This is a genomic window from Cellulomonas sp. EB106-03-03-XG116 (assembly GCF_058792015.1).
Genome location: NZ_JBYTEP010000024.1, coordinates 28171 through 51122 on the forward strand (window position 1 = coordinate 28171; position 22952 = coordinate 51122).

Consider the following 22952-nt stretch of genomic DNA (forward strand, 5'->3'; position numbering starts at 1 on the left):
CGCCCCGGTCTCAGACCGGCGGGTCCGTGCGGCCGCGCCGCGGCCAGGGCCGGGCCGCCGGCATCAGACCCGGCACGCCGCCCAGCGACCACCGCGCCTGCCGCCCCGGCAGGCCCCGCGCGGCCGACAGCCCCACGAGCACGCCGAGCGCGATCGCGACCATCGTCCCGCCGGTCGTGACCAGCGTGGACACCCCGTTGCTGTCGCCGTCGAGCAGGCTGGTCACCCCGACCAGGCCGAGCGCCCCGGGGACCAGCAGCCAGAACGCGGGCAGGAACGACACGAGCGGCGACGGGCCGGACGGGAACCGGGCCACGGCCAGCGCCACCGGCGTCATCGCCAGCGCGCCGACGAACGCCGACAGCGCCCCGCCGAGCAGGGCGTCGCCGAGCACCTGCGCCCCGTACGCGACGGCGAGCACGAGGATCACCCAGCCGATCGTCCGCGGCCGGCCGCACCGGTAGACCACCGTCCCGACGCCGAACACCGCGACCCCGAGCCACGGCGCCAGGGGCCCGAGCGGGTGCCCGCCGGACGCCAGGTCGACGGCGGGGACGCCGACCAGCGCGGCGGCCGCGACGATGCCGCCCGCCAGCATCACGAGCTGCATCGCGCCCGCGGCGATCCGCCCGGCGCCGGACAGCATCTGCCCGGTCGCGAGCTCGATGACGCCCGTGGTCAGCAGGCCGCCGGGCAGGAACAGCACCAGCGGCGCGATCAGCGACGGCAGTACGCCGAGGTCCGGGACCACGCGCGCGGCCAGCAGCACGGCCGCCGCCACGACGAACGCGGACGCCACGGTGACCAGCACCTCGACCCCGCTCGGCATCCGGCCGACGACCAGCTGCACCGCGCCGACCGCCAGCCCGAGCCCGGCGGCGACCAGCAGGTCCACCCAGGAGCCGCCGAGCAGCGCCGCGAGGCCGACGGACAGCAGCAGGTAGCCGCCGAGCCGCGCGAGCATGCCGAACGGCGGCGGCGTGGTCCGCAGCAGCGTGATGCGGGCGGTCAGACCGGCGACGTCGGCGTCCGGCGCGGAGGCGTCGCGGAGCACGTCGGTGAGCTCGTCGACCTGGTGCAGCATCAGCGGCCGCCGCCCGGTCGACACGGCCGCGGTCGCGACGCCGTCGCCGTCGGGGACGGAGACGAGCAGCGCCGTCGGCAGCACGACGGTCTCCGTGCCCGGGAGCCCGTGCACGGCCGCGAGCTCGTCGAGGGTGTCGGCGACCGAGGACACCGTGTGGCCGGCGTCGACCATCGCCTCGCCCGCGACGACCATGAGGCGGAGCACCTCGGCGGGCGTCGGGGGTGGGCGCAGCCCGACCGTGTCGTCGGCCCCGTCCGCGGCTGCCGCGCTCGACGGCAGGGGCGTCGCGCCGGGCTCGCCGCCGGCGGCGGCCTCGGCGGTCAGCCGGGCGCGCCGGGCGGAGATCGCGACGACCGCGACCGCGCCGGCGACCACGACCACCAGGGCGGTGAGCAGCTGGGCCCACGGCGTCGAGGACGTGGTGACGGCCGGCGGGCGGCTGAACTGTCGCGGGCCGCCGGTCCCCGCCTCCGTCGGCGTCGGGGTGGGGGTCGGGGAGGGGGTGCCCGTCGACGTGGGCTCGGGCGTCGGTGTCGGCGTGGACGTCGGCTGCGGCTCCGTCGTCGGCACGGGGACGGGGACCTGCCGGGTCGGCGTCGGGGTCGGCACCGGGGTCGAGGTGGGGGCGGGCTGCGCGGGCGACACGGTGGGCGACGGTGCGGGGACGGCGGCGTCGCCGGCGTCGGTCCCGGTGCCGGCGTCCTGGACGTCGCCGGTGGTCGTCCCCGGGACCGTCGACCCGCCGCGCCCGGCGGACGACCCGTTGTCGGAGGTCGTCGCGCCCGCCGGTCCGCCCGCGGCCGCGACGACCCCGACCAGCGCCAGGGCGAGCACCAGCAGCAGCGCCGCGACCCGCGCGGTGGCCGTGCGTCGCATGCTGCTGCCGTCCCCGTCCTGCTGGTCGCTGTCGTCGGGCGGCCGCCCGGACTCGCACCACGCTAGCCCGAGCGGTCGCCCGGGGCGTGGCGCGGCGGTGGGCGGCGGGTGGGTGCGGGGTGAAGGGCCGGTGCAGGGGTGCGCGGGCCGCACCGCGGGCCCGCCGGGTTCAGGCGACGACGAGCGACAGCGTGGCCGCGCGGCCCGCGGGGGCGTCCAGCTCGACCGCGAGCAGCTCGCTGCCCACCAGCTCGCGCGCCGCCCGGGCGAGGTGCTCCGGCGTCGTGGGCGCCGCGCCCCGCCGGGTGACGAGGTGCCGGGTCAGCACGCCGCGGGTGTGCTTCGCGTGGTGCGAGACCACGGAGCGCTTCCCGTCGACCTCGCGGAGCACCCGCACCTGCACCCACGACCCGTGGGTGGCGCGCGGCGGCTTCCAGGCGGCGAGGTACGTCGCCGACCGGCAGTCGACGACCAGCTCGCCGGCCTCGGCCCGGGGGTCGAGCTCGGCGCGCAGCGGCTCCCGCCACGCGGCCGCCAGCGGCCCGACGCCCGGCAGGTCGACGCCCATCGACAGCCGGTACGCCGGGATGCGGTCCTCGGGCGCGACCAGGCCCCACAGCCCGGACACGACGCGCACGCTCTCCGTCGCCCGGCGGCGCTGGGCCGTCGTCAGCCGGTCGAGCCCCGCCGCCCCGTAGAGCACGCCCGTGTAGACGGCGCGCGCCTCGGCGGCGGGCGCGTGCCGCAGGTCGACGTTGCGGGCCACCTCGTCGGCGATGCCCGCACCCACGCCCAGCACCTCGACGGCGTCCGGGCGGGCGCTCGCCGTGACGAGGGCGTCCAGCACCCGCTCGCGGGTCGGCGTCAGAGCCGGGGCGGACAGGGCGGTCAGGTCGAGGGCGACGCCGCGGACCGGCGCGGTCTTGCCCTCGGACGGGGGGAGCAGGATGAGCACGCGCTGAACTGTAGGCGGCGCAGGGCGCCGAGCAGGGGTGGGACGGGCGTGCGGTGCGCCACGTGGCCGCCGGGGTCCCGGCCCGGATCTCCCGCGCGGGTGGCCGGCGGGGTGCGACCATCGCCGGGTGCTGACGCGGGGGATGGACGGGGCGACGCGGCTCTGGGTGCGGGCGACCGGGCGGCGGGTCGACCTGGCGGCGACGCCGTGGCTCCAGGGACCGGTCGGGGACGTCGACCGGGTCGGCGACGCGTGGCTGCCGGACGAGGCGGCGCGGCTGGGCGCGGCGGTGGGCGCGATCGGGGGCGCGGGCGCGAGCGGCCTGCTCGGGTCGATGGCGGACCTCGACCGCGCGGACTTCGCCGCCGACGCGCTCGCCGCCCCGGTGCGCCGGTTCTACGAGCGCACCTCGGCCTGGCGGCTGGACGCCTGGGTCGGGTGGGCGCCGTGGGCGTGGCCGTTCGGCTGGGCGGTCGCGGCGCTGTTCGCCCGGCGGCTGGACCAGCTCGCCCTGCCCACGCGGTCGCTCGACCTCGCGCACGGCATGTCGAGCGCGGTCACGCCCCTGGTCCGGGACGGCGCCCAGGTCGGCGCGCTTTGGCTCCGCCGACTGCGAGCGACCGGCCGGATCGTGTTCAGCGGCCTGTACGGCGTCGTGCGGCTGCCCGGCTCCGGCGAGCCCGCCGTCCGCGTCACGTTCCCGCTGCCGCGCGGGCGCTTGGTCGTGCTCCTCCGGCCGACGGCCACGGCGCGCGGCGGCCTCGTGCTGACGTCGGGCGCCGGCGGCTGGGGCGACCCCGGCGCGTACCTCGTCGTCGACCGGCCCGGCGGGTGCTGGGCGCGGCGCGTCCCGGTGCACGAGCGGTTCCACGTCCTCCTCGACGACGAGGGGGTGCTGCGCACCGACCACGACCTGCGCCTCGGCGTCCTCCCGGTGCTGCGGCTGCACTACCGGTTGACGGAGCCGGTCGGCGAGGCGGGGGAGCGCGGGCGGCGCGCGGGGGCGTAGTAGGCTGGCCGGCGCGGATGAGCTGGCCAGGCGACCGCGTCGAGCCCCCGGGCTCGCCGAGGAACGTCCGGGCTCCACAGGGCAGGGTGGTGGGTAACGCCCACCCGGGGTGACCCGCGGGACAGTGCCACAGAAAGCAGACCGCCACCGCACGGCCCTCGGGCCGGACGGTGGTAAGGGTGAAACGGTGGTGTAAGAGACCACCAGCGTGCCGGGCGACCGGCACGGCTCGGTAAACCCCACCCGGAGCAAGGCCAGACAGGGAGCGTTCGAGGGCTGCTCGTCCGAGCTCCCGGGTAGGCCGCTGGAGGCGTACGGCAACGTGCGTCGTAGATGGATGGTCGCCACCCGCGCGGGGGTAACCGCGCGCGGGGACAGAACCCGGCGTACCGGCCAGCTCATCCGCACGAGAGAGCCCCGGCCGGTCCGGCCGGGGCTCCGTCGCGTGCTCGGGTCAGCGCGAGAGCGGGATCAGTACCCGCCGAACACCTGGACCCCGTAGTACAGCCCGCCCCGCTCGACCACGCCGATGCCGATCTGGTCGAACGCCGGGTTCACCAGGTTGGCGCGGTGCGGCGGCGAGCTCTCCCACTGCGTCACCAGCGCGACCGGGTCGTACGAGTTCATCGCGATGTTCTCCCCGGCGGTGCGCCAGCCCGGCGGGATCTGCCCGAAGAAGTCCGGGTTGTGCTGGAGCTGGCCGGTCGTCGCCATGTGCTCGGCCCAGGCCGCCGCGACGGCGTCGATCTGGGCGTTGCGCACGAGCGACGGCCTGCCCTCGCTCGCCCGCAGCGCGTTCGTGCGGTCGAGGATCGCCTGCTCGGCCGCCGCGACGTCCGCGGCCGCGAGCGGCACGACCGCCGCGGTGGGCGTCGTCGTGGTGCCGGCGGTGGCGGGTGCGTCGGCGGCCAGCGCGGGCGCGGTGCCGCCGAGCAGCAGGCCGGCCGTGACGGTGCTGGTGATCCACAGGCGCTGGGTCATGGGACTCCTCCTGGACTCCTCGTGGGTGCGTCGATCCGGGTGCTTCCGATCGCCTCGACCGTAGGCACGGACGGCCCGGGGAGTCGCGCCGGGGCGCGGCGCCGACCCCCGCGCGGAAGCCGTCGGCGCAGGTGGCCGCCCGGTCCGAGGCGACCGTGAAAGTCCGTGCATGATGCCTGACACAACATGGCCTATGTCGCGATTGGCCCGGTATGCGCCGTTCGCGCTCCCGGCCGCCGCGCGTGCGCGACCCCGCTCGTACCCTGGGAGGACCAGACCGGCGAGGGGGCCCGTCATGACCGACGCACGCTTCAGGATGACCCGGCTCGCGGCCGACGAGGCCGCCGACAGCCGCAGCCTCACCGAGCTCGCGGAGCGGCTCACCCACGACCCGAGGGCGCACTACATGGGCGCGGTGCCGTCCGAGGTCGGCGCCGTCGCGCAGGGCGTCGTGTCGTGGGGCGCCCGCCCGGGCTCACCGCGCGAGCACCACGCCGCGGTCAGGGTCGAGCGCCTGGCCTGAGGCGCTCGCCGCCCGGTCGGGGCCGGCCCGTCGGTCCCGACCCGGCTACCCGCACGCCCGCCGGCGCACGTCCGCGGCCGGGACCCAGACCGCCCCGGTCATCACCCGCAGGTCGACGATGCGCACCCGTACCAGCGTCGCGGTCCACTCGACGGCCACGGTGTCGAGCGGCTCGGTGCCGGACTCCCACCGGAGGGTCACGGTGACGGGGATCGGGCGGTCGACGTCGTGGTGCACGCCGGGCGGCACCGGCCGCGCGTTCAGCAGGGGGACGGCGGCGCGCAGCCGGGACAGGCCGCCCGGGACCGTCTGCGCGAGGTTCACCACGGCAGTGTGCGCCGTCGCCCTCGCCGACGCGCGGGTGGTCGTGGGTGATGTCACCCACCGCCCGCGCGGGGCGAGAATGGCCGGCGTGCAGCCCGCCGTGACCGTCCGCCCGATGACCGCCGCGCACGCCGAGGGGGTGCTGGCGGTGTTCGCCGAGGGGATCGCGACCGGGCACGCGACGTTCGAGAGCGCCGCCCCGGCGTGGGCGGACTTCGACGCGTCCCACCTGCCGGGGCACCGCTTCGTCGCGCTGGACGCCGCCCCCGACGCACCCCCCGGCCCCGACGCCCCCGTCCTCGGCTGGGTCGCCGCCTCCCCGGTGTCCCGGCGGGCGGTGTACGCCGGCGTCGTCGAGGCGTCGCTGTACGTCGGTGCCGCCGCCCGCGGCCGCGGGGTCGGGCGTGCGCTCATGGACGCCCTGCTCGCGTCGGCCGAGGCCGGCGGGGTGTGGACGGTCCAGTCGACCGTGTTCCCGGAGAACGCCGGCAGCCTGGCCCTGCACGCCGCGGCGGGGTTCCGGGTGGTGGGCCGGCGGGAGCGGATCGCCCGGATGACGCACGGTCCGCTCGCCGGGGAGTGGCGCGACGTCGTGCTGCTGGAGCGGCGCTTCTGACACCCGGACGGCGGCGGCACCAGGGACGGAGGTCCTGGTCAAAAGCAGGTTGAGGCCCCAGGCTGGCCACGGGGCCGGGGACGACGGCCCCGCGCACGACGCAGGGGGCCTGGATGACACGTCGACGCCTGCCCCGGATCGCCGCGCTCAGCGGCCCGGAGGCCGCGCTCGCGCGGTACGTCGACGTGCACTCGCCCGTGCCCGCGGGGACGGACGCGCTCACCTGGACGCTCACGCTGCTGGACGACGGCGGCGTGCCCCTCGCGGAGAGCCGGACCACGTCGCCGGACTTCCCCCTGCCGCTGGCCGACATCGCGCAGGTGCACCTGGACGTCGTCGGGCTCGCACGCTCGGGGGAGTGGGAGCCGGTCACCACCCGCGGCGGCGGCGCGCGGTTCCGTGCGACCGTCCGGCCCACACCGCCGCCCGCCTAGCCGGCCCGGCCCCCGCGCAGCAGCGCGCCCCGCCCCGGTGGCCGGGACGGGGCGCGCGAGCCGGCGGCTCAGTGCTTGAACGCGTCCTTGACCTTCTCGCCGGCGCCCTTGAGGTCCGCCTTCGACTGGTCGGCGCGACCCTCGGCCTCGAGGCGCTCGTCGTCCGAGGCGCGCCCGGTGGCCTCCTTGGCCTTGCCGGCAGCCTTCTCAGCGGCGTTGGCGATCTTGTCGTCGAGTCCCATACGTCCTCCTTCTTCGGACCGGTACGTCGTGCTCCCGACGCTAAGCCCGGCCGCGCACCGCCGCATCCGGAACGACCCGATCGGCGGAGGGCGAACCCCCAGGTCAGGGTGCGGGGACCTCCGCGGTCCCGCCCGCCTCCGCCGCGAGCAGCGCCGCGAGCTCGGACGGGGTCGACCGGAGCAGGCAGAACTCGTTGCCCTCGGGGTCGGCGAGCACGTGCCAGGTCGCGTCGGGGCCCTGCCCCACGTCCACCTGCACCGCGCCGAGGGCGAGCAGCCGCTCGAGCTCGGTGGCCTGGTCGGAGCCGTCCGGCGGGCGCACGTCGACGTGCAGCCGGTTCTTCACGCGCTTGGCGTCGGGCACCCGCAGGAACAGCCAGGGCGACGCGGCGACGCCGGGCGGTGGCTCCAGGTCGACCTCGTCGTCGTCCTCCTCGACGACGCGCCAGCCCAGCACGTCGGCCCACCAGCGGGCGAGCGACGTGGGGTCGTGCGAGTCGACGCACAGCTGCGCCACGGCGAGTCCCATGGCGTGACGGTAGGTCCCCCGGGCCCCGTCGTCAGTCGCCCTTGACCCCCGCGACGGGGGTGCCGGCCCGAGCGGCCAGCGCCGCGGCGCCGACGATGCCGGCCGCGTTCCGCAGCTGCGCGGGCACGATCGGCGCGCGCAGGTGCAGCAGCGGGAGGAACTTCTCGTGGTGCTTCGACACGCCGCCGCCGACGACGATGAGGTCCGGCCAGAACAGGTCCTCGATGACGCCGAAGTACCGCTGGAGCCGCTCGGCCCACTGCGGGAAGTCGAGGTCCTCGCGCTCGCGCGCCGAGTCGGCGGCGCGCGACTCGGCGTCGTGGCCGTCGATCTCCAGGTGCCCGAGCTCGAGGTTCGGCACCAGGACGCCGTCGGCGACGATCGCGGTGCCGATGCCGGTGCCGAGCGTGCAGATGAAGGTGACGCCGGAGGTCGACCGCGCGGCGCCGTACAGGGTCTCGGCGTACCCGGCGGCGTCGGCGTCGTTGACCGCGAGCACCGGCCGGCCGAGCGCGTCGCCCAGGACGTGCTCGATGTTGGTGCCGATCCACGAGCCGTCGACGTTCGCGGCGGACCGCGCGACGCCGTGCTGGACGACCGCGGGGAACGTCACGCCGATGGCGGCGTCCTCGGGCAGGTCGAACCGCTTGACCAGCTCGACGACCGTCTCCGCGACCGCGGCGGGGGTGGCCGGCTGGGGGGTGGGGATGCGGACGCGCTCGGCCGCGAACTCGCCCGTCGCCAGGTCGACCGGCGCGCCCTTGATGCCGGACCCGCCGATGTCGATGCCGAACGCCGTCGTCGCGTTCTTGCCGTGGTGGTTGCTCATGGGAGTGTGAGGATCTCCGCTCCGGTGTCGGTGACCAGCAGGGTGTGCTCGAACTGCGCGCTGCGGCGCAGGTCCGCGGTGACCACGGTCCACCCGTCGTCCCACGTCGTCCAGTCGGCGGTGCCCAGGTTGAGCATCGGCTCGATCGTGAACACCATCCCGGGCTCGATGACCCGGTCGTACAGCGGGGCCGCGTCGTAGTGCGGGATGACCAGCCCGGTGTGGAACGCCTCGCCGACGCCGTGGCCGGTGTAGTCCCGCACCACGCCGTACCCGAACCGGGCGGCGTACTTCTCGATCACGCGCCCGATGACGTTGACCTCGCGGCCGGGCCGCACCGCCTTGATGGCGCGCGCCAGCGCCTCCTCGGTCCGCTCGACGAGCAGCCGGGACTCCTCGTCGACGTCGCCGCACAGGAACGTGGCGTTGTTGTCGCCGTGCACGCCGTCGACGTAGGCGGTGATGTCGAGGTTGACGATGTCGCCGTCCTCGAGCACCGTCGAGTCGGGGATGCCGTGGCAGACGACCTCGTTCACCGAGGTGCAGACCGACTTCGGGAAGCCCCGGTAGCCGAGCGTCGACGGGTACGCGTGGTGGTCGAGCAGGAACTCGTGGCCGATGCGGTCGAGCTCGTCCGTCGTGACGCCGGGGGCGACGTGCCGGCCGACCTCCTGCAGCGCCTGCGCCGCGATCCGCGCGGACACGCGGATCCGCTCGACGACCTCGGGGGCGACGACGTCGCTGCCGGTGTACGGGGTCGGCGCGGGCCGGTCGACGTACTCGGGGCGGGGGATCGAGGCGGGGACCGGTCGCCGGGGGCTCACGGTGCCCGGGACCAGCGCCGGCCTCGGCGCGTGCACGGACGTCATGCCTGGCAGTCTACGAAGAAGCGGTCGTGCCGGGTGAGCCGGACGGCCCAGGACGAGGAGGACGGACCCGTGGCCGACGAGTTCTACTACAACACCGAGACCGGGCAGGTCGAGCAGGGCAAGCAGTCGACCTGGTCGCACCTGCTGGGCCCGTACCCGACGCGCGAGGCGGCGCAGCACGCGCTGGAGAAGGCCCGCTCCCGCACCGAGGCGTGGGACGAGGAGGACCGCCGGGACCGCTGAGGTCCGCCGGGGACCTGGCCGGGCCTGGCCGGTCCGCCGCCGCGGTCAGCCCGCCGGCGCCTCGCCGCGCAGGCGGGCGGCCACCTCGGCGACGACCTCGGGGGAGCCGACGATCTCGAAGTGCATCTCGTCGCGGCGCCCGTCGAAGTCGCCGCCCCACGCGACCGCGGGGTGCACCTCGGCGAGGATCGCGCGGATCGCCGCGACCTGGTCGTCGTCGAACGTGTCCCGCGCGCCGAGCGGGTGCTCGGTCGCGTTGAGGTCGATCGAGGTGCCGGAGGCGTGGTTGGACAGCCCGTCGCCGGCCTCGTCCTCCTCGCCGCGCACCGTGCGGTAGCCCCAGCCCCACGAGCTGGCGGGGTCGACCGGTTCGACCTCGGCGTCGAACCGCGCCGCCACATGCTCGAGCAGGAACCGGACGTCCCCGCCGCGGAGCCGGCCGGTGACCCACGGCGAGATCTCGAGCTGCGGGTCGGCGCCGTCGTCGAACGCGGGCCAGCAGTTCTGCGAGGTCGTGGCGTCGGGGACGCACGAGGCGTCGACCACGGCGACCGGCACCGGGTCCGGTCCGGCGGCGGACGCCGGTCCGCCCAGGAGCCGGACGACGGCGACGACCAGCGTCACGACGAGGGCCAGCACGAGCGCCGCGCCGACGCCGAGCACCACCACGCCGCGCCGGGTCAGGCGCAGCCGGGACCGCCGTGCGGGCGGGCGCGGCCCGCGGGGCGTCGCCGACCGGGGTGCCGACGACCGTGGGGCGGCGGACGCCGACGGGGACGTGGAGCGCGCCGCGGCCGGCTGCTGGACGGCGGGGTCGCGGCGCATGCCACGAGGGTAGGGGTCCGGGAGGCCGACGGGGTGCAGCACGCGCGACGCCGGAGGGCGCGCGGCGGCGTCGGCGGAGCGGGACCGTGTGGGCCGGAGCGGGACCGTGTGGCCGGAGCGGGACCGCGTGGGGTGGCGCGGCGCGGCCCGGCGGTGCCCGGGCGGCCAGGTCAGCGGCGCGCGAGGTGCGCGACCACCGGGCGGTGGTCGCTCGCGCCGACGCGGTCCAGCACGCCGAACGCCGTCACCCGCCACGCGCGCCCGTCGACCAGCACGTGGTCGATGGGCGCCGCGAGCACGCGCGGGACGTCCGCCGGCCACGTCCCCAGGCCGGCCGCACCGGTCTCGGCCGCCGCGTCGACGCACGGGCCCAGGTCGTCCAGGCCGGGGTGGTCGAGGGTGGCGTTCAGGTCGCCGGCGACGATCGCGCCGGGCGTGCTCCGGCAGACCTCCGCGATCCCCGCCGCGTGCGCCCGCCAGTCGGGCATCGACGACTCCGCGGAGGGCGCGCGGGTGTGGGCCGCGACCACGACGTCGGGCGCGGGTGCCGTCGCCGGGCGCCCGTCCGCCTCGACCCCGGCGTCCGCGGCGGGCGCGTCGCCGGCGCGCACGGCGGCGAAGGTGCCCAGCTCGGTGGCGGGCAGGCCCGCCGACGACTGCGCGTACCCGCCGAGCGCGTCCCGGACCAGGAGGGCCACGCCGTCGACGCGGCTGCTCTCGGAGTCGGCGGCGAGGGCGGTGGTCGGGCGGCCGGCGGCGGTCAGCGCGCGGGCCACGGCGCGGGCGGTCGACCCGGAGGTCTCGGCGAGGACCACGAGGTCGGCGTCCTGCTGCTGGACGAGCGCGGTGAGGTCGTCGGGGCGGACGACGCCGAAGGTGTTGAACGAGAGCACCACGAGCTCGTCCTGGGCGGCGGGGCCCGGGCCCGAGCCGTCCACGCCGCGACCGACGAGCACCGCGGCCTGCGCGGCGGCGCCCAGCGCCAGGACGGCGGCCAGGGCCAGCGGCAGCCGCCGGCCGGGCCGGCGCAGCCCCGCGCGGCCGGCGACGCGGCGCCAGGCCTCGACGGCACCCACCAGCAGCAGGCCCCCGCCGACCAGCAGGCACGCGACGAGCCCGCGCAGCGCGACGAGCTGGGCGACCGGCGTCCGGTCCGCCAGACCCAGGCGGTCGGGGGCGACCAGGACGACGACGGCCGCCGCGGCGAGCACCAGGACGCCGACGGCGAGCACCGCCCGGACCCGGGACCCCCGCGTGCGGCCGCCGCCGGCCGTCGGCGACGCGGTCAGCTGAGGAACGAGTGCTCGGCGTCGGGCCACTGCCCGCCGCGCACCTCGGCGGCGTACGCGCGGGCGGCCTCGCCGAGCAGCTGGCCGACCGGCGCGAACGCCTTGGCGAACCGCGGCGACCACGCGCCCATGCCGGCCATGTCGGTCCAGACCAGCACCTGGCCGTCGCACTCGGCGCCGGCACCGATGCCGATCGTCGGGATGCGCAGGATCTCGGTGACCCGCGCGGCGACCGGCGCCGGCACCATCTCGAGGACGACCGCGACCGCGCCCGCCTCCTGCACGGCGAGGGCGTCCTCGGCGAGCCGCTCGGCCGCCTCGTCGCCGCGGCCCTGCACCCGGTGCCCGCCGAGGGTGTTCTCGGACTGCGGGGTGAAGCCGAGGTGGCCGACGACCGGGATGCCGGCGTCGGTGAGCGCGCGGATCTGCGGGGCCACCCGCATGCCGCCCTCGAACTTCACGGCGTGCGCGCCGGCCTCCTTGAGGTACCGCACCGCGGTGGCGAGGGCCTGCGCCGGGCCGGTCTCGTAGGAGCCGAACGGCAGGTCGGCGACGACCAGCGCCCGGCGGGCGGCGCGCACGACGGCGCGGGTCGGCGGGATCATCTCGTCGACCGTGACCGGGATCGGCGAGGCGTGGCCGAGCATGGTGTTGCCGATGGAGTCGCCGACGAGCAGCAGGTCGATGCCCGCCTCGTCGAAGATGCGCGCCGTCGCGAAGTCGTACGCGGTGAGCATCGTCAGCTTCTCGCCGCGGGCCTTCGCCTCGGCGAGGTGGTGCACCCGGACGCGCCGCGGGGCCGCGGTCGGGGCGGGGGTGCCGGGGGTGGCTGCCGGGGTCGGCTGCTCGGACATCAGTGCTGCTCCACGGTGTCGGTGGTCGTGCCGGTCGCACGCGCGGTGGTCCCCGCCGAGGCGGCGGTGTCCACGGGCTCGCGCCAGCGCGTGGTGATCGGCAGCCTACGGTCCCGGCCGAACGCCAGCGCCGTGACCTTGGGACCCAGCGGGTACTGCCGCCGCTTCCACTCGGCGCGGTCGACGAGCTGCAGCACCCGGTCGACGATCTCCGGGTCGAAGCCGCGGGCCAGCAGCTCGGCGCGGCCCTCGGCGTGCTCGACGTACGCGTCCAGCACCTGGTCGAGCAGGTCGTAGGGCGGCAGGGAGTCCTGGTCGACCTGGCCCGGGCGGAGCTCCGCCGACGGGGGCTTGGTGATCGAGTTCTCCGGGATCGGCCGGATCTGGCCGGCGTCGAGGGCGTGGTCGTTCCGCCAGCGCGCCAGCGCCCACACCCGCGACTTGTCGACGTCCTTGAGCGGGGCGTACCCGCCGACGGCGTCGCCGTAGATGGTCGAGTAGCCGACCGCGAGCTCGGTCTTGTTGCCGGTCGCGAGCACCAGGTGGCCCTCGGCGTTGGACAGCGCCATGAGGATCACGCCGCGCACGCGCGCCTGCAGGTTCTCCGCGGCGACGCCGTCGAGCGCCATCTCGCCCTCGAACGCGTCGACCATCGGCTTGATGGCCTGCACCCGGTAGTCGGCGCCGACCCGCTTCGCGAGGTCGGCCGCGTCGTCCTTCGAGTGGTCGGACGACCAGCGGGACGGCATCGACACGCCCACCACCTTGTCGCCGCCGATCGCGTCCGCCGCGATCGCGGCCACCAGCGCGGAGTCGATGCCGCCGGACATGCCGAGGACGACGGACCGGAAGCCGTTCTTGCGGACGTAGCCGGCCAGGCCGGTGACGAGCGCGCGGTAGATCTCCTCGTCCGGGTCGAGCGGCTGGGCGGTCGTGCCGCGCTCGAGGGCCGCCCCGCGGGACGGCAGGTCCCAGACCAGCAGGTGCTCGACGAACTGCGGCGCCGACGCGAGCAGCGTCCCGTCCGGCCCGATGACGAACGAGCCGCCGTCGAACACCAGGTCGTCCTGGCCGCCGACCATGTTCACGTAGGCGAGCGGCGCGGCGACCTCGGCGGCCCGGCGCGCGGCCAGGTCGGTGCGGATGTGGCCCTTGCCCTCCTCGAACGGCGAGCCGTTGATGACGAGCAGCAGGTCGATGTCGTCGTCGGAGAGCTCGGCGACCGGGCCGTCCTGCCAGATGTCCTCGCAGATGAGCAGCCCGACCCGGCGCCCCGCGACGTCGACGACGGTGGGCTCGCCGCCCGGGGTGAAGATGCGGAACTCGTCGAACACGCCGTAGTTGGGCAGGTGGTGCTTGTCGTACCGCTGGTGCACGGTCCCGCCGCGCAGCACCACGGCCTGGTTGGTGGGCCGCGCCGGGGCGTCGGCGTGCTCGCGCGACGTCCGCTCGCCGACGGTCCCGACGACCACGGTGAGGTCACCCAGGCCGGCGTCGTCGAGGGCCCGGGCCAGGTCGGCGAGGGCCCGCTCGGCGCCGCGGCGGAACGAGGCGCGCAGCGCCAGGTCCTCGATCGGGTAGCCGGTGATCGTCATCTCGGGGAACGCCACCACGTGCGCGCCGGCCTCGGCGGCCTTCCGGGCCCAGGTGAGGACGGCGTCGGCGTTGCCGGCGAGGTCGCCCACGCAGGTGTCGATCTGGGCGAGGGCGACGCGGAGTCCGGTCTGGTCAGGCATACCGGTGAGCCTATTCCGGCCGGGAGGGCCCCGGCGCGACGAGGCCCGGCGCGTGCGTCACCTCGCCGACACACGGATCAGGCAGGATGTCCCCCATGGACAGGCAGCAGGAGTTCGTCCTCCGCACCGTGGAGGAGCGCGACATCCGTTTCATCCGGCTCTGGTTCACCGACGTGCTGGGGACGCTGAAGTCCGTCGCCGTCGCGCCGGCGGAGCTCGAGGCGGCCTTCTCGGAGGGCATCGGGTTCGACGGCTCCTCGATCGAGGGCCTGACCCGGGTGTACGAGGCGGACATGATCGCCAAGCCCGACCCGACGACGTTCCAGGTGCTGCCCTGGCGCGGGGAGCGGCACGGGACCGCGCGGATGTTCTGCGACATCCTCACCCCCGAGGGCGAGCCGTCGCTGGCGGACAGCCGCAACGTGCTCAAGCGCGCGCTGGCCCGGGCGAGCGAGAAGGGCTTCACCTTCTACACGCACCCCGAGGTCGAGTTCTACCTGTTCGACGCCCCGGCCGACCCGACGCAGCCGCTGGTCCCCGTCGACCAGGGCGGCTACTTCGACCACGTGCCGCGCGGCACCGCGCACGACTTCCGGCGCGCCGCGATCACCATGCTCGAGTCCATGGGCATCTCGGTGGAGTTCTCCCACCACGAGGCCGGCCCGGGCCAGAACGAGATCGACCTCCGGTACGCCGACGCCCTGACCACCGCGGACAACATCATGACGTTCCGCACCGTGGTGAAGGAGGTCGCGCTGGAGCAGGGCGTGTTCGCGTCCTTCATGCCGAAGCCGCTGGCCGACCAGCCGGGCTCCGGGATGCACACGCACCTGTCGCTGTTCGAGGGCGACCGGAACGCCTTCCACGAGCCGGGCGGCCACCTGGAGCTGTCGAAGACCGCGCGCTCGTTCATCGCCGGCCTGCTCAGGCACGCCGCCGAGATCACCGCGGTGACGAACCAGTTCACCAACTCCTACAAGCGGCTGTGGGGCGGCTCCGAGGCGCCGTCGTACATCTGCTGGGGCCACAACAACCGGTCCGCGCTCGTCCGGGTGCCGATGTACAAGCCCGGCAAGTCCAACTCGGCGCGCATCGAGTACCGCGCGGTCGACTCGGCCACCAACCCGTACCTGGCGTTCGCGGTGCTGCTGGCCGCGGGCCTCAAGGGCGTCGAGGAGGGCTACGAGCTGCCCGAGGGCGCCGACGACGACGTGTGGGAGCTGACCGACGCCGAGCGCCGCGCGCTGGGCATCGAGCCGCTGCCGGCCACGCTGGAGAACGCCATCGCGGTCATGGAGCGGTCCGAGCTCGTCGCGGAGACGCTGGGCGAGCACGTGTTCGACTTCGTGCTGAAGAACAAGAAGCGCGAGTGGGAGGAGTACCGCTCGCAGGTCACGCCCTACGAGCTGCGCCGCTTCCTCCCGATGCTCTGACCCGTCGCCGACACCGTCGCCGTCGCGTCGAGATCGCAGAAGATGCGGGGTTCCCGGGCCGGGAACCCCGCATCTTCTGCATGCTCGGCGTCCTGGAGGGCGGGGGTGGGGAGCGCGTGGGGCGGCGGGGGCGCCGGGGTCGGTAGCGTGGGCGCGTGAGCAGCACGTCGGTCGGTCGGGGCAGCACGCTCGCGGGTCGGCTGACCCGCGCGGGGTTCGCGGACGTCGCGCGCGCGGAGCGGCTGCTGGCCGACGCCGCGCTGCTGCGGCTCGTGGGCGGCGAGGACGCCGCCCCGGACGACGGCCCGCCGCGCCCCGCGACCGGGCCGGACGGGCTCCCGGGCACCGCGCGGCTCGCGTCCGAGGCGCTCGTCCCCGCGCTCGCCGAGTCCGCCGACCCCGACCAGGCCCTGCTGTCGCTCGCGAAGATCGCGGGCGCCGTGGAGCCCGACGCCGCGCGCCGCGACCGGCTCGCCGCCGCGCTCGCGGAGGACGGCCCGGCGCGGGACCGGCTGCTCGCGGTCGTCGGCGCGTCCGTCGCCCTGGGCGACGACCTGAGCGCCCACCCCGAGCACCTGGACGTGGTGCTGGACGACGCCCCGGGCACGGGCGTCCCGGTCGGCGAGGTGCGGGCCGAGCTGCTCGCGGCGGTCGGCGCGGACCCCGCCGCGGCGGTCCCCGTGGCGAGCCTGGCCGGGCCGGACGGCGTCGACGCGATGCGCCGCGCGTACCGGCGCCGGCTGCTGCGGATCGCCGCCACCGACCTCACGTCCGGGGAGCCGCTGACCCGGCTGCCGGGCGTCGCCGCCGCCCTCGCCGACCTGGCCGCCGCCGCGCTGGAGGCCTCGCTGGCCCTGGCCCGCGCCGAGCTCGACGACCACGGCGCCTCGGTGCGGCTCGCCGTCATCGGCATGGGCAAGACCGGCGGCCGCGAGCTCAACTACGTGAGCGACGTGGACGTGGTCTACGTCGCCGAGCCGGTCGAGGGCGCCGACGAGGCCGAGGCGCTGGCCGCCGGGACCCGGCTCGCGACCGCGCTGGCCCGGGCGTGCGCCGCGCCGTCCGGCGAGCCCGCGCTGTGGCCGGTCGACGCCGCGCTGCGCCCGGAGGGCAAGGACGGCCCGCTGGTCCGCACGCTCGACTCGCACCGGTCGTACTACGAGCGCTGGGCGAAGACCTGGGAGTTCCAGGCGCTGCTCAAGGCCCGGCCGCTCGCCGGCGACCCGGAGCTCGGCCGGGCGTACGTCGAGGCGACCAACCCGATGGTCTGGCAGGCGGTCCGGCGGGAGAACTTCGTCGCCGACTCGCAGGCGATGCGCCGCCGGGTCGAGCGGAACGTGCCCGCCGCGGAGGCGGACCGGCAGATCAAGCTCGGCGTCGGCGGGCTGCGCGACGTGGAGTTCACCGTCCAGCTGCTGCAGCTCGTGCACGGCCGGGCCGACCCGGAGATCCGCAGCGGCAACACCCTCACCGCGCTGGCCGCGCTGTCGGCCGCGGGGTACGTGGGGCGGGAGCACGCCGGGCAGCTCGCGGTCTGCTACCGGTTCCTGCGGGCGATCGAGCACCGCATCCAGCTGCACCGGCTGCGGCGCACCCACCTGATGCCGACCGCCGAGGCCGACCTGCGCCGGCTCGCCCGGTCGCTCGGGATGCGCGCCGAGGGCGCCGAGGGGCTGCTGGAGCGCTGGCGCCAGGTGCGGCGCGAGGTCCGCGACCTGCACGAGGCGCTGTTCTACCGGCCGCTGCTGCCGGCGACCGCGCAGCTGTCCACCGAGGAGGTCAGCCTCGCGCCCGAGGCGGCCCGGGAGCGGCTCGCGGCGGTCGGCTACCGCGACCCGGCCGGCGCCGTCCGGCACATCGCGGCGCTGACCGAGGGCGTGACCCGGCGGTCGGCGATCCAGCGGCAGCTGCTGCCGGTGATGATCGGCTGGTTCGCGGACGGGCCGGATCCCGACGGCGGGCTGCTCGCGTTCCGCCGGCTGTCCGAGACGCTCGGCGGGACGCACTGGTACCTCAAGATGCTCCGCGACTCCGGCACGGCCGCCGAGCGGCTGGCGCGCGCGCTGTCGACGTCCCGGTACGTCGCGGACGCGCTGGCCCGGTCGCCCGAGTCGGTCGCGTGGCTGGACGACGACGCCGAGCTGGAGCCGCGCAGCCAGGACCGGCTCGCCGCCGAGGCGGACGCGATCCTCACCCGGGCGACCGAGCCCGTGCCCGCCGCGACCGCCCTGCGCGCCCTGCGGCGGCGCGAGCTGGCCCGCACGGCGGTCGCCGACGTGCTGGGCGTCGTCACCGGCACCCGGGCGTCCCGCAGCCTGACCGCGACCGCCGACGTGCTGCTGGCCGGCGCGCTGCGGGTGGCGGCGTGGGAGGAGCGCGCGGCGCGCGGGCTCGACGCCGACCCGACGGCGCTGCTGGTGGTCGCGATGGGCCGGCTGGGCGGCCGGGAGATGGGCTACACCTCGGACGCCGACGTGCTGTTCGTGCACGACCCGGTGCCGGGGGGAGACGGGGTGCTGGCGCAGGAGTTCGCCACCGGCGTCGCGACCCGGCTGCGCGCGCTGCTCGGCGCGGTCGGCCCGGAACCCGCCCTCGAGGTGGACGCCGACCTGCGCCCGGAGGGCCGCAACGGCCCGCTGGTGCGCTCGTTCGACGCGTACGCCGAGTACTACGCCCGCTGGTCGCTGGTCTGGGAGAGCCAGGCGCTGCTCCGGGCCCGGCCCGTGGCGGGCGACGCGGCGCTGGGGGAGCGGTTCGTCGCGCTGGCGGACCCGCTGCGGTACCCCGCGGGCGGGCTGGACGCCGCCGGCGTGCGCGAGGTCCGGCGGATCAAGGCCCGGGTGGAGTCCGAGCGGCTGCCGCGCGGCGTCGACCCCACGCGGCACCTCAAGCTCGGCCGCGGCGGGATCGCCGACGTCGAGTGGACCGCCCAGCTGCTGCAGCTCCGGCACGCGCACGCGGTGCCGGGCCTGCGCACGACGTCCACCCTGGACGCGCTGGCCGCCGCCCGGGAGGCCGGGCTGCTGTCCGAGGACGACGCGGCGGTGCTGGCCGAGGCGTGGGACCTGGCGTCGCGGCTCCGGGACGCGCTGGTGCTGTGGACCGGCCGGACCGGCGGCACGGCGGACGTCCTGCCGCACGACCGCCAGGTCCTGACCGGGCTCGCCGCGGTGCTGGGGTACCCGTCCGGCTCGGGCCAGGACCTGGAGGACGCGTGGCTGCGCGCGGCGCGCCGCTCCCGCCAGGCGGTCGAGGACGTCTTCTACGCCTGAGGGGTCAGTCCGGGGGGTCGAGGGGGTCCGGGCTCGCCGTCATCGCGCCGTCCTCGAGGTTCTCCTCGAGGTCCTGGGCGACGTCGTCGCCGCGGTCCACGCCGCCGAGGTCCCGCTCGGGCTCGGCGTCCGGCGCGTCGGGGTCCTCGCCGGGGGTGTCGGGGATCCAGTCGTCGGTCGAGTCGGTCACGCGTCCTCCTCGGGTCGGGGCCGGCGCCCTGGTGGCGCCGGTGCGCCCGACGCTAGGCCGGGTCGGCCGGGGCCGCGACCGGGGGCCGGAGCTCGCCCTCGCCGGGGTCGTCCCCGTCCTTGCGCCGGCCGACGTTCTCCTCCTGGAGCAGCGACGGGTCGACGAGCTCGTGCCGGCGCAGGTACGTCGACAGCACGGCCTGGATGGTCGCCACGACCGGCAGCGCCAGGAACGCGCCCAGGGCGCCGAACACGGCGCCGGCGGCGATCACCGACAGGAACGCGACGGCCGGGTTCAGCGCCAGCGACCGCTGGGACACCTTCGGCGTGAGCACCAGGTTCTCGATCTGCTGGTACCCGATGATGAACGCCAGCACCGCCAGGGCCCGCAGGGGCGACACGGTGAGCGCCACCAGCACCGGCAGGGCGCCGCCGATGTAGGTGCCGACGGTCGGGATGAACTGCGACACCAGGCCGGTGAACACGGCGAGCGGCAGCGCGTACGGGATCTGGATCAGCGCGAGGAACGCCCAGGTCGCGACCGTGGAGATGGCCGCGAGCACGAGCCGGGAGTTGATGAACCCGGCGACCTTGTCCTGGGACACCTCCCAGAGCCGCAGCACCTCGCGCTGCCGGTGCGGGGCGAGGTAGCGGCACACGGCGGCGCGGAACTTCGGGCCGGCGCTGGCCATGTAGTAGACGACCAGCAGCACGGCGGTGGCGGTGAACAGCCCGCCGGCGATGGAGGTGCCGACGCCGATGACGCCGGGCGCGATGCTGCCGACGTAGTCGCCGGCGTTGCTGAGCAGCTCGTCGGTGCGGGGCAGCTCGATGTCGAACCGGTCGGCGGCCATCGACCGCAGGTCCGCGTAGTAGCCGGGGATCGACTGGACGAGGTCGACCAGCTGGTTGACGAACAGCCCGCCCAGCAGGCCGAGCACCGCGATGCCGAGCACCAGCGCGCCGATCATCGTGAGGCCCGTGGCGAGCGGGCGCTTCACGCCGCGCCGGCCGAGCCAGAGGATCATCGGCTCCATCGCCAGGGCGACGAACCAGGAGATCACGATGATCGTGATGACGTTGCCCAGCATCGACGCGGCACGCCAGATCAGGATGCCGGCGAACGTCGCGGCCACGGCCATCGCGAGCGCGCGGGGCAGCCACCGCGGCGGGATCCGCGAGTCGCGGGCACCCGGGCTGAACCGGGCGCCGCCGGCGGGCGCCGGGCGCGGGGCGAGGTCGTCGGGCGCGGGCATGCGGGGCTCCGGGTGGTCGGCGGACGGTGCGCCGGACAGGCTACCGGCGGCCGGTGCCCCGGTCCGGGACGCGCCCGGGACCAGCGTCCCGGCGGTCGGCTGGACAGCGGGGCGTAGCCTGTGTGAGCGTTAACATACAACGATGGAGAAGTCCGCCGGGGACGAGCCCGGCGCTCTCGACGAGGAGACGACAGTGACGGACGCCGGCGTGGGCGTGAACCCGATCGTGCTGCAGCGGGCGGACCCCTGCGTGCTGCGGCACGGAGGGCAGTACTACTTCACGGGGTCGCACCCGCTGTACGACCGGATCGTGCTCCGGCGCGCGGAGCGCCTGGAGGACCTGCAGGCCGCCGAGGAGGTGACGATCTGGGAGCGGCACGCCGCCGGCCCGCAGTCGCACCTGATCTGGGCGCCGGAGATCCACCGCGTCGGCGACGCCTGGTACGTCTACTACGCCGCGGCCCCGGACGAGCACGGGACGGTCGACGTGCCCGGGACCGCCGAGACGTTCAACCACCGGGTCTACGTGCTGGAGAACACCGCCGCCGACCCGTTCGAGGGGGAGTGGGTCGAGCGGGGCCAGGTCGACACCGGGTGGGAGTCGTTCGCCCTCGACGCGACCAGCGCGGTGATCGACGGCACCCAGTACCTGGTCTGGGCCCAGCAGGCGTTCGACGTGCGCGGCCACTCCAACCTGTACATCGCCCCGATGGCGAACCCCTGGACGCTGGCCGGGCCGGCGGTCGAGCTGTCCCGCCCGGAGTTCGACTGGGAGGTCAAGGGGTTCTGGGTCAACGAGGGCCCCTCGGTCCTGGTCCGCGGCGGCCGCGTCTTCCTCACCTACTCGGGCGCCGCGACCGGCATCGACTACGCGATGGGCGTGCTCACCGCGGACCTGGGCAGCGACCTGCTGGACCCGGCGTCCTGGACCAAGAGCGAGACCCCGGTGTTCGTCTCGGACCCCGCCGCGGGCCAGTACGGGCCGGGCCACAACTCGTTCACCGAGCTGCCCGACGGCACCCCGGTGCTCGTCTACCACGCCCGGACCTACACCGAGATCGTCGGCGACCCGCTCCGGGACCCCAACCGGCACGCCCGTGCCCAGGTCCTGCCGTTCGACGCCGACGGCAACCCGGTGTGGGGCACGCCCGTGCCCGACACCCGCCCCACCCCGACCTCGACCGAGGTCCTCAGCCCCGCCGGAGACCCGCAGTGACCACGAGCACCACCCCCGCCGCCGAGCAGCGCCCGAGCGCCCTGGAGTCGCTCAAGAGGGGCGTGTTCTGGAACTACGGCGGGCTGTTCTTCTTCTACTTCGCCATCTGGCAGCTCGCGTTCACGTTCCTGCCGCTGTGGCTCGCCCGCGAGGGCATGGGCACCGGGGCGATCGGCGTCGTCAGCACCGTCTCCGCGATCACCGCGCTGGCGCTCCAGCCGGTGTACGGGTTCCTGCAGGACCGGCTCGGCTTCAAGAAGTACCTGTTCGCGTTCGTCGTGCTGTGCGCGGCGTTCATGGGCCCGTTCTTCGTGTTCGTGTTCCAGCCGCTGATCGGCGTGAACGAGTACCTCGCGGCCGTCGTCGGCGGCGTGTTCCTCAGCCTGTGCCTGAACTCGGGCGTCGGCGTCGTGGAGGCGTTCAGCGAGCGGGCCAGCCGCGCCAACGGCTACGAGTACGGCCACGCCCGGCTGTTCGGCTCGCTCGCCGGCGGCACCGCGGCGCTGGTCGGCGGGTTCATCTGGGCCGCGAACCCGGACAGCATCTGGTGGGCCGGCTCGGTGTCGGCGATCGTGCTGGGCACGCTGCTGTTCGTCGCGCGGGTGCCGCAGGGCGACGGGGCAGCCGCGGCCGCCGGCGCCGAGGCGGACGCCGAGTCGGGCGGCACGAAGGTCTCGAAGGAGACCGTGCTCGCGCTGCTCCGCGACCGGAACTTCCTCGGCTTCGTCGTGCTGATGTTCGGCACCGCCGCGCTGTACGACGTGTTCGACCAGCAGTTCCCGAACTACTTCGCCACCTTCGTCGTCAGCGGCGACCCCGAGGTGCTGTTCTCCCGGGTCGTGGCGGTGCAGATCTTCGCCGAGGCCGCGTTCATGGTCGCCGCGCCGTTCATCGTGAACAAGATCGGCGCCCGCAAGGGCCTCATGGTGTTCGCGGCGATCCTGCTCGTGCGCGTCCTCGGCTCCGCGTTCTTCACGCACGAGTGGCTGCTGATCGCCTGGCGCCTGCTGGCCGCGATCGAGATGCCGTTCCTGCTCGTGTCGGTGATGAAGTACATCACCCGGATGTTCGACGTCCGGATCTCCGCGACGGCCTACATGCTCGGGTTCAACTTCGCCAAGCAGATCGGCATCGCGATCTTCGCGTCGGTGTTCGGCGCCTCGTACGCGGCGATCGGGTTCGCGCACTCGTACCTGATCATGGCGGGCGTGATCCTGGCGGTCACCCTCGTGGCGCGGTTCCTCATGGCCGACGACCGGGACCGGGTGGCGCCGGGGGAGCCGGCGGACCGGGCGGACGGCGGCGCGCCGACGCACGTCCTCGCGTCCTCCTGAGCCGGGCGGTCCCGCGGCCGGACCTGGCTGC

The 22952-nt window shown here is 75.9% G+C and carries 23 protein-coding genes and 1 other RNA gene; 10 read left to right on the top strand and 14 right to left on the bottom strand.

Annotated elements, in window-relative coordinates:
* Positions 1-10: 10 nt before the first annotated feature.
* On the bottom strand, positions 11-1963 hold the full coding sequence (locus AC3WUG_RS10785) for a threonine/serine exporter family protein (protein ID WP_492327655.1): 1953 nt from the start codon (positions 1961-1963) through the stop codon (positions 11-13).
* A gap of 169 nt (positions 1964-2132) precedes the next feature.
* Positions 2133-2918: a YaaA family protein gene (locus AC3WUG_RS10790; RefSeq protein ID WP_492327656.1), complete on the bottom strand. Its 786-nt coding sequence runs from the start codon at positions 2916-2918 to the stop codon at positions 2133-2135.
* A gap of 127 nt (positions 2919-3045) precedes the next feature.
* On the opposite strand from AC3WUG_RS10790, the gene AC3WUG_RS10795 reads away from it, so the two are divergent.
* Entirely contained in the window at positions 3046-3927 is an 882-nt protein-coding gene (locus tag AC3WUG_RS10795) for a hypothetical protein (RefSeq protein ID WP_492327657.1), read from the top strand.
* Between the two features lie 18 nt (positions 3928-3945).
* An RNA gene (rnpB, locus tag AC3WUG_RS10800) (RNase P RNA component class A) lies at positions 3946-4332 on the top strand.
* Between the two features lie 66 nt (positions 4333-4398).
* Here rnpB and AC3WUG_RS10805 read toward each other — a convergent pair.
* Positions 4399-4908 (bottom strand): CAP domain-containing protein, encoded by a 510-nt coding sequence (locus AC3WUG_RS10805; RefSeq protein WP_492327658.1) that lies wholly within the window; start codon positions 4906-4908, stop codon positions 4399-4401.
* Positions 4909-5203: 295 nt separating this feature from the next.
* On the opposite strand from AC3WUG_RS10805, the gene AC3WUG_RS10810 reads away from it, so the two are divergent.
* On the top strand, positions 5204-5431 hold the full coding sequence (locus AC3WUG_RS10810) for a hypothetical protein (RefSeq protein ID WP_492327659.1): 228 nt from the start codon (positions 5204-5206) through the stop codon (positions 5429-5431).
* A 45-nt stretch (positions 5432-5476) separates the two neighbouring features.
* On the opposite strand, the gene AC3WUG_RS10815 is transcribed toward AC3WUG_RS10810, so the two are convergent.
* Positions 5477-5755, bottom strand: coding sequence for a hypothetical protein (locus tag AC3WUG_RS10815; protein WP_492327660.1), 279 nt, complete (start codon positions 5753-5755; stop codon positions 5477-5479).
* Positions 5756-5834: 79 nt separating this feature from the next.
* On the opposite strand from AC3WUG_RS10815, the gene AC3WUG_RS10820 reads away from it, so the two are divergent.
* A complete protein-coding gene (locus AC3WUG_RS10820) occupies positions 5835-6371 on the top strand; it encodes a GNAT family N-acetyltransferase (RefSeq protein ID WP_492327661.1) in 537 nt (178 codons plus the stop codon).
* A 113-nt stretch (positions 6372-6484) separates the two neighbouring features.
* Complete coding sequence (locus AC3WUG_RS10825) at positions 6485-6805, top strand: hypothetical protein (RefSeq protein ID WP_492327662.1); 321 nt, start codon at positions 6485-6487, stop codon at positions 6803-6805.
* A 68-nt stretch (positions 6806-6873) separates the two neighbouring features.
* On the opposite strand, the gene AC3WUG_RS10830 is transcribed toward AC3WUG_RS10825, so the two are convergent.
* The 4 genes from AC3WUG_RS10830 to map form a co-directional block, all read right to left on the bottom strand.
* Positions 6874-7047: a CsbD family protein gene (locus tag AC3WUG_RS10830; protein WP_492327663.1), complete on the bottom strand. Its 174-nt coding sequence runs from the start codon at positions 7045-7047 to the stop codon at positions 6874-6876.
* Between the two features lie 103 nt (positions 7048-7150).
* Positions 7151-7576 carry a VOC family protein gene (locus AC3WUG_RS10835; RefSeq protein WP_492327664.1) on the bottom strand — a complete coding sequence of 142 codons (426 nt, stop codon included), beginning with the start codon at positions 7574-7576 and terminating at the stop codon, positions 7151-7153.
* Between the two features lie 31 nt (positions 7577-7607).
* Entirely contained in the window at positions 7608-8405 is a 798-nt protein-coding gene (ppgK, locus tag AC3WUG_RS10840) for a polyphosphate--glucose phosphotransferase (protein ID WP_492327665.1), read from the bottom strand.
* Positions 8402-9274 (bottom strand): type I methionyl aminopeptidase, encoded by an 873-nt coding sequence (gene map / locus AC3WUG_RS10845; RefSeq protein ID WP_492327666.1) that lies wholly within the window; start codon positions 9272-9274, stop codon positions 8402-8404. The genes ppgK and map overlap by 4 nt, the downstream gene beginning before the upstream one ends.
* Before the next feature lie 33 nt (positions 9275-9307).
* Here map and AC3WUG_RS10850 point away from each other — a divergent pair, with 33 nt between their 5' ends.
* Positions 9308-9517, top strand: a complete 210-nt coding sequence (locus AC3WUG_RS10850; RefSeq protein ID WP_492327667.1) for an SPOR domain-containing protein — start codon at positions 9308-9310, stop codon at positions 9515-9517.
* Between the two features lie 45 nt (positions 9518-9562).
* On the opposite strand, the gene AC3WUG_RS10855 is transcribed toward AC3WUG_RS10850, so the two are convergent.
* The 4 genes from AC3WUG_RS10855 to AC3WUG_RS10870 form a co-directional block, all read right to left on the bottom strand.
* On the bottom strand, positions 9563-10342 hold the full coding sequence (locus tag AC3WUG_RS10855) for a M15 family metallopeptidase (RefSeq protein WP_492327668.1): 780 nt from the start codon (positions 10340-10342) through the stop codon (positions 9563-9565).
* A gap of 170 nt (positions 10343-10512) precedes the next feature.
* Positions 10513-11574, bottom strand: a complete 1062-nt coding sequence (locus AC3WUG_RS10860) for an endonuclease/exonuclease/phosphatase family protein (RefSeq protein ID WP_492327669.1) — start codon at positions 11572-11574, stop codon at positions 10513-10515.
* Between the two features lie 53 nt (positions 11575-11627).
* Positions 11628-12485 carry a 3-methyl-2-oxobutanoate hydroxymethyltransferase gene (panB, locus tag AC3WUG_RS10865; protein WP_492327670.1) on the bottom strand — a complete coding sequence of 286 codons (858 nt, stop codon included), beginning with the start codon at positions 12483-12485 and terminating at the stop codon, positions 11628-11630.
* Positions 12485-14221 (bottom strand): NAD+ synthase, encoded by a 1737-nt coding sequence (locus tag AC3WUG_RS10870; RefSeq protein ID WP_492327671.1) that lies wholly within the window; start codon positions 14219-14221, stop codon positions 12485-12487. Before AC3WUG_RS10870 ends, panB begins: the two co-directional genes overlap by 1 nt.
* A gap of 95 nt (positions 14222-14316) precedes the next feature.
* Here AC3WUG_RS10870 and AC3WUG_RS10875 point away from each other — a divergent pair, with 95 nt between their 5' ends.
* Both AC3WUG_RS10875 and AC3WUG_RS10880 read left to right on the top strand, forming a co-directional pair.
* On the top strand, positions 14317-15654 hold the full coding sequence (locus AC3WUG_RS10875) for a glutamine synthetase family protein (protein WP_166940874.1): 1338 nt from the start codon (positions 14317-14319) through the stop codon (positions 15652-15654).
* A gap of 155 nt (positions 15655-15809) precedes the next feature.
* A complete protein-coding gene (locus AC3WUG_RS10880; protein ID WP_492327672.1) occupies positions 15810-18926 on the top strand; it encodes a bifunctional [glutamine synthetase] adenylyltransferase/[glutamine synthetase]-adenylyl-L-tyrosine phosphorylase in 3117 nt (1038 codons plus the stop codon).
* A 4-nt stretch (positions 18927-18930) separates the two neighbouring features.
* Here AC3WUG_RS10880 and AC3WUG_RS10885 read toward each other — a convergent pair whose 3' ends face one another.
* The gene (locus AC3WUG_RS10885) at positions 18931-19116 is read right to left on the bottom strand and encodes a hypothetical protein (RefSeq protein WP_492327673.1); all 186 of its coding nucleotides are present in this window, start codon (positions 19114-19116) and stop codon (positions 18931-18933) included.
* Positions 19117-19168: 52 nt separating this feature from the next.
* Complete coding sequence (locus AC3WUG_RS10890; protein WP_492327674.1) at positions 19169-20371, bottom strand: AI-2E family transporter; 1203 nt, start codon at positions 20369-20371, stop codon at positions 19169-19171.
* Positions 20372-20513: 142 nt separating this feature from the next.
* On the opposite strand from AC3WUG_RS10890, the gene AC3WUG_RS10895 reads away from it, so the two are divergent.
* A complete protein-coding gene (locus tag AC3WUG_RS10895) occupies positions 20514-21587 on the top strand; it encodes a glycoside hydrolase family 43 protein (protein WP_492327675.1) in 1074 nt (357 codons plus the stop codon).
* On the top strand, positions 21584-22921 hold the full coding sequence (locus AC3WUG_RS10900) for an oligosaccharide MFS transporter (protein ID WP_492327676.1): 1338 nt from the start codon (positions 21584-21586) through the stop codon (positions 22919-22921). Before AC3WUG_RS10895 ends, AC3WUG_RS10900 begins: the two co-directional genes overlap by 4 nt.
* Positions 22922-22952: the final 31 nt, after the last annotated feature.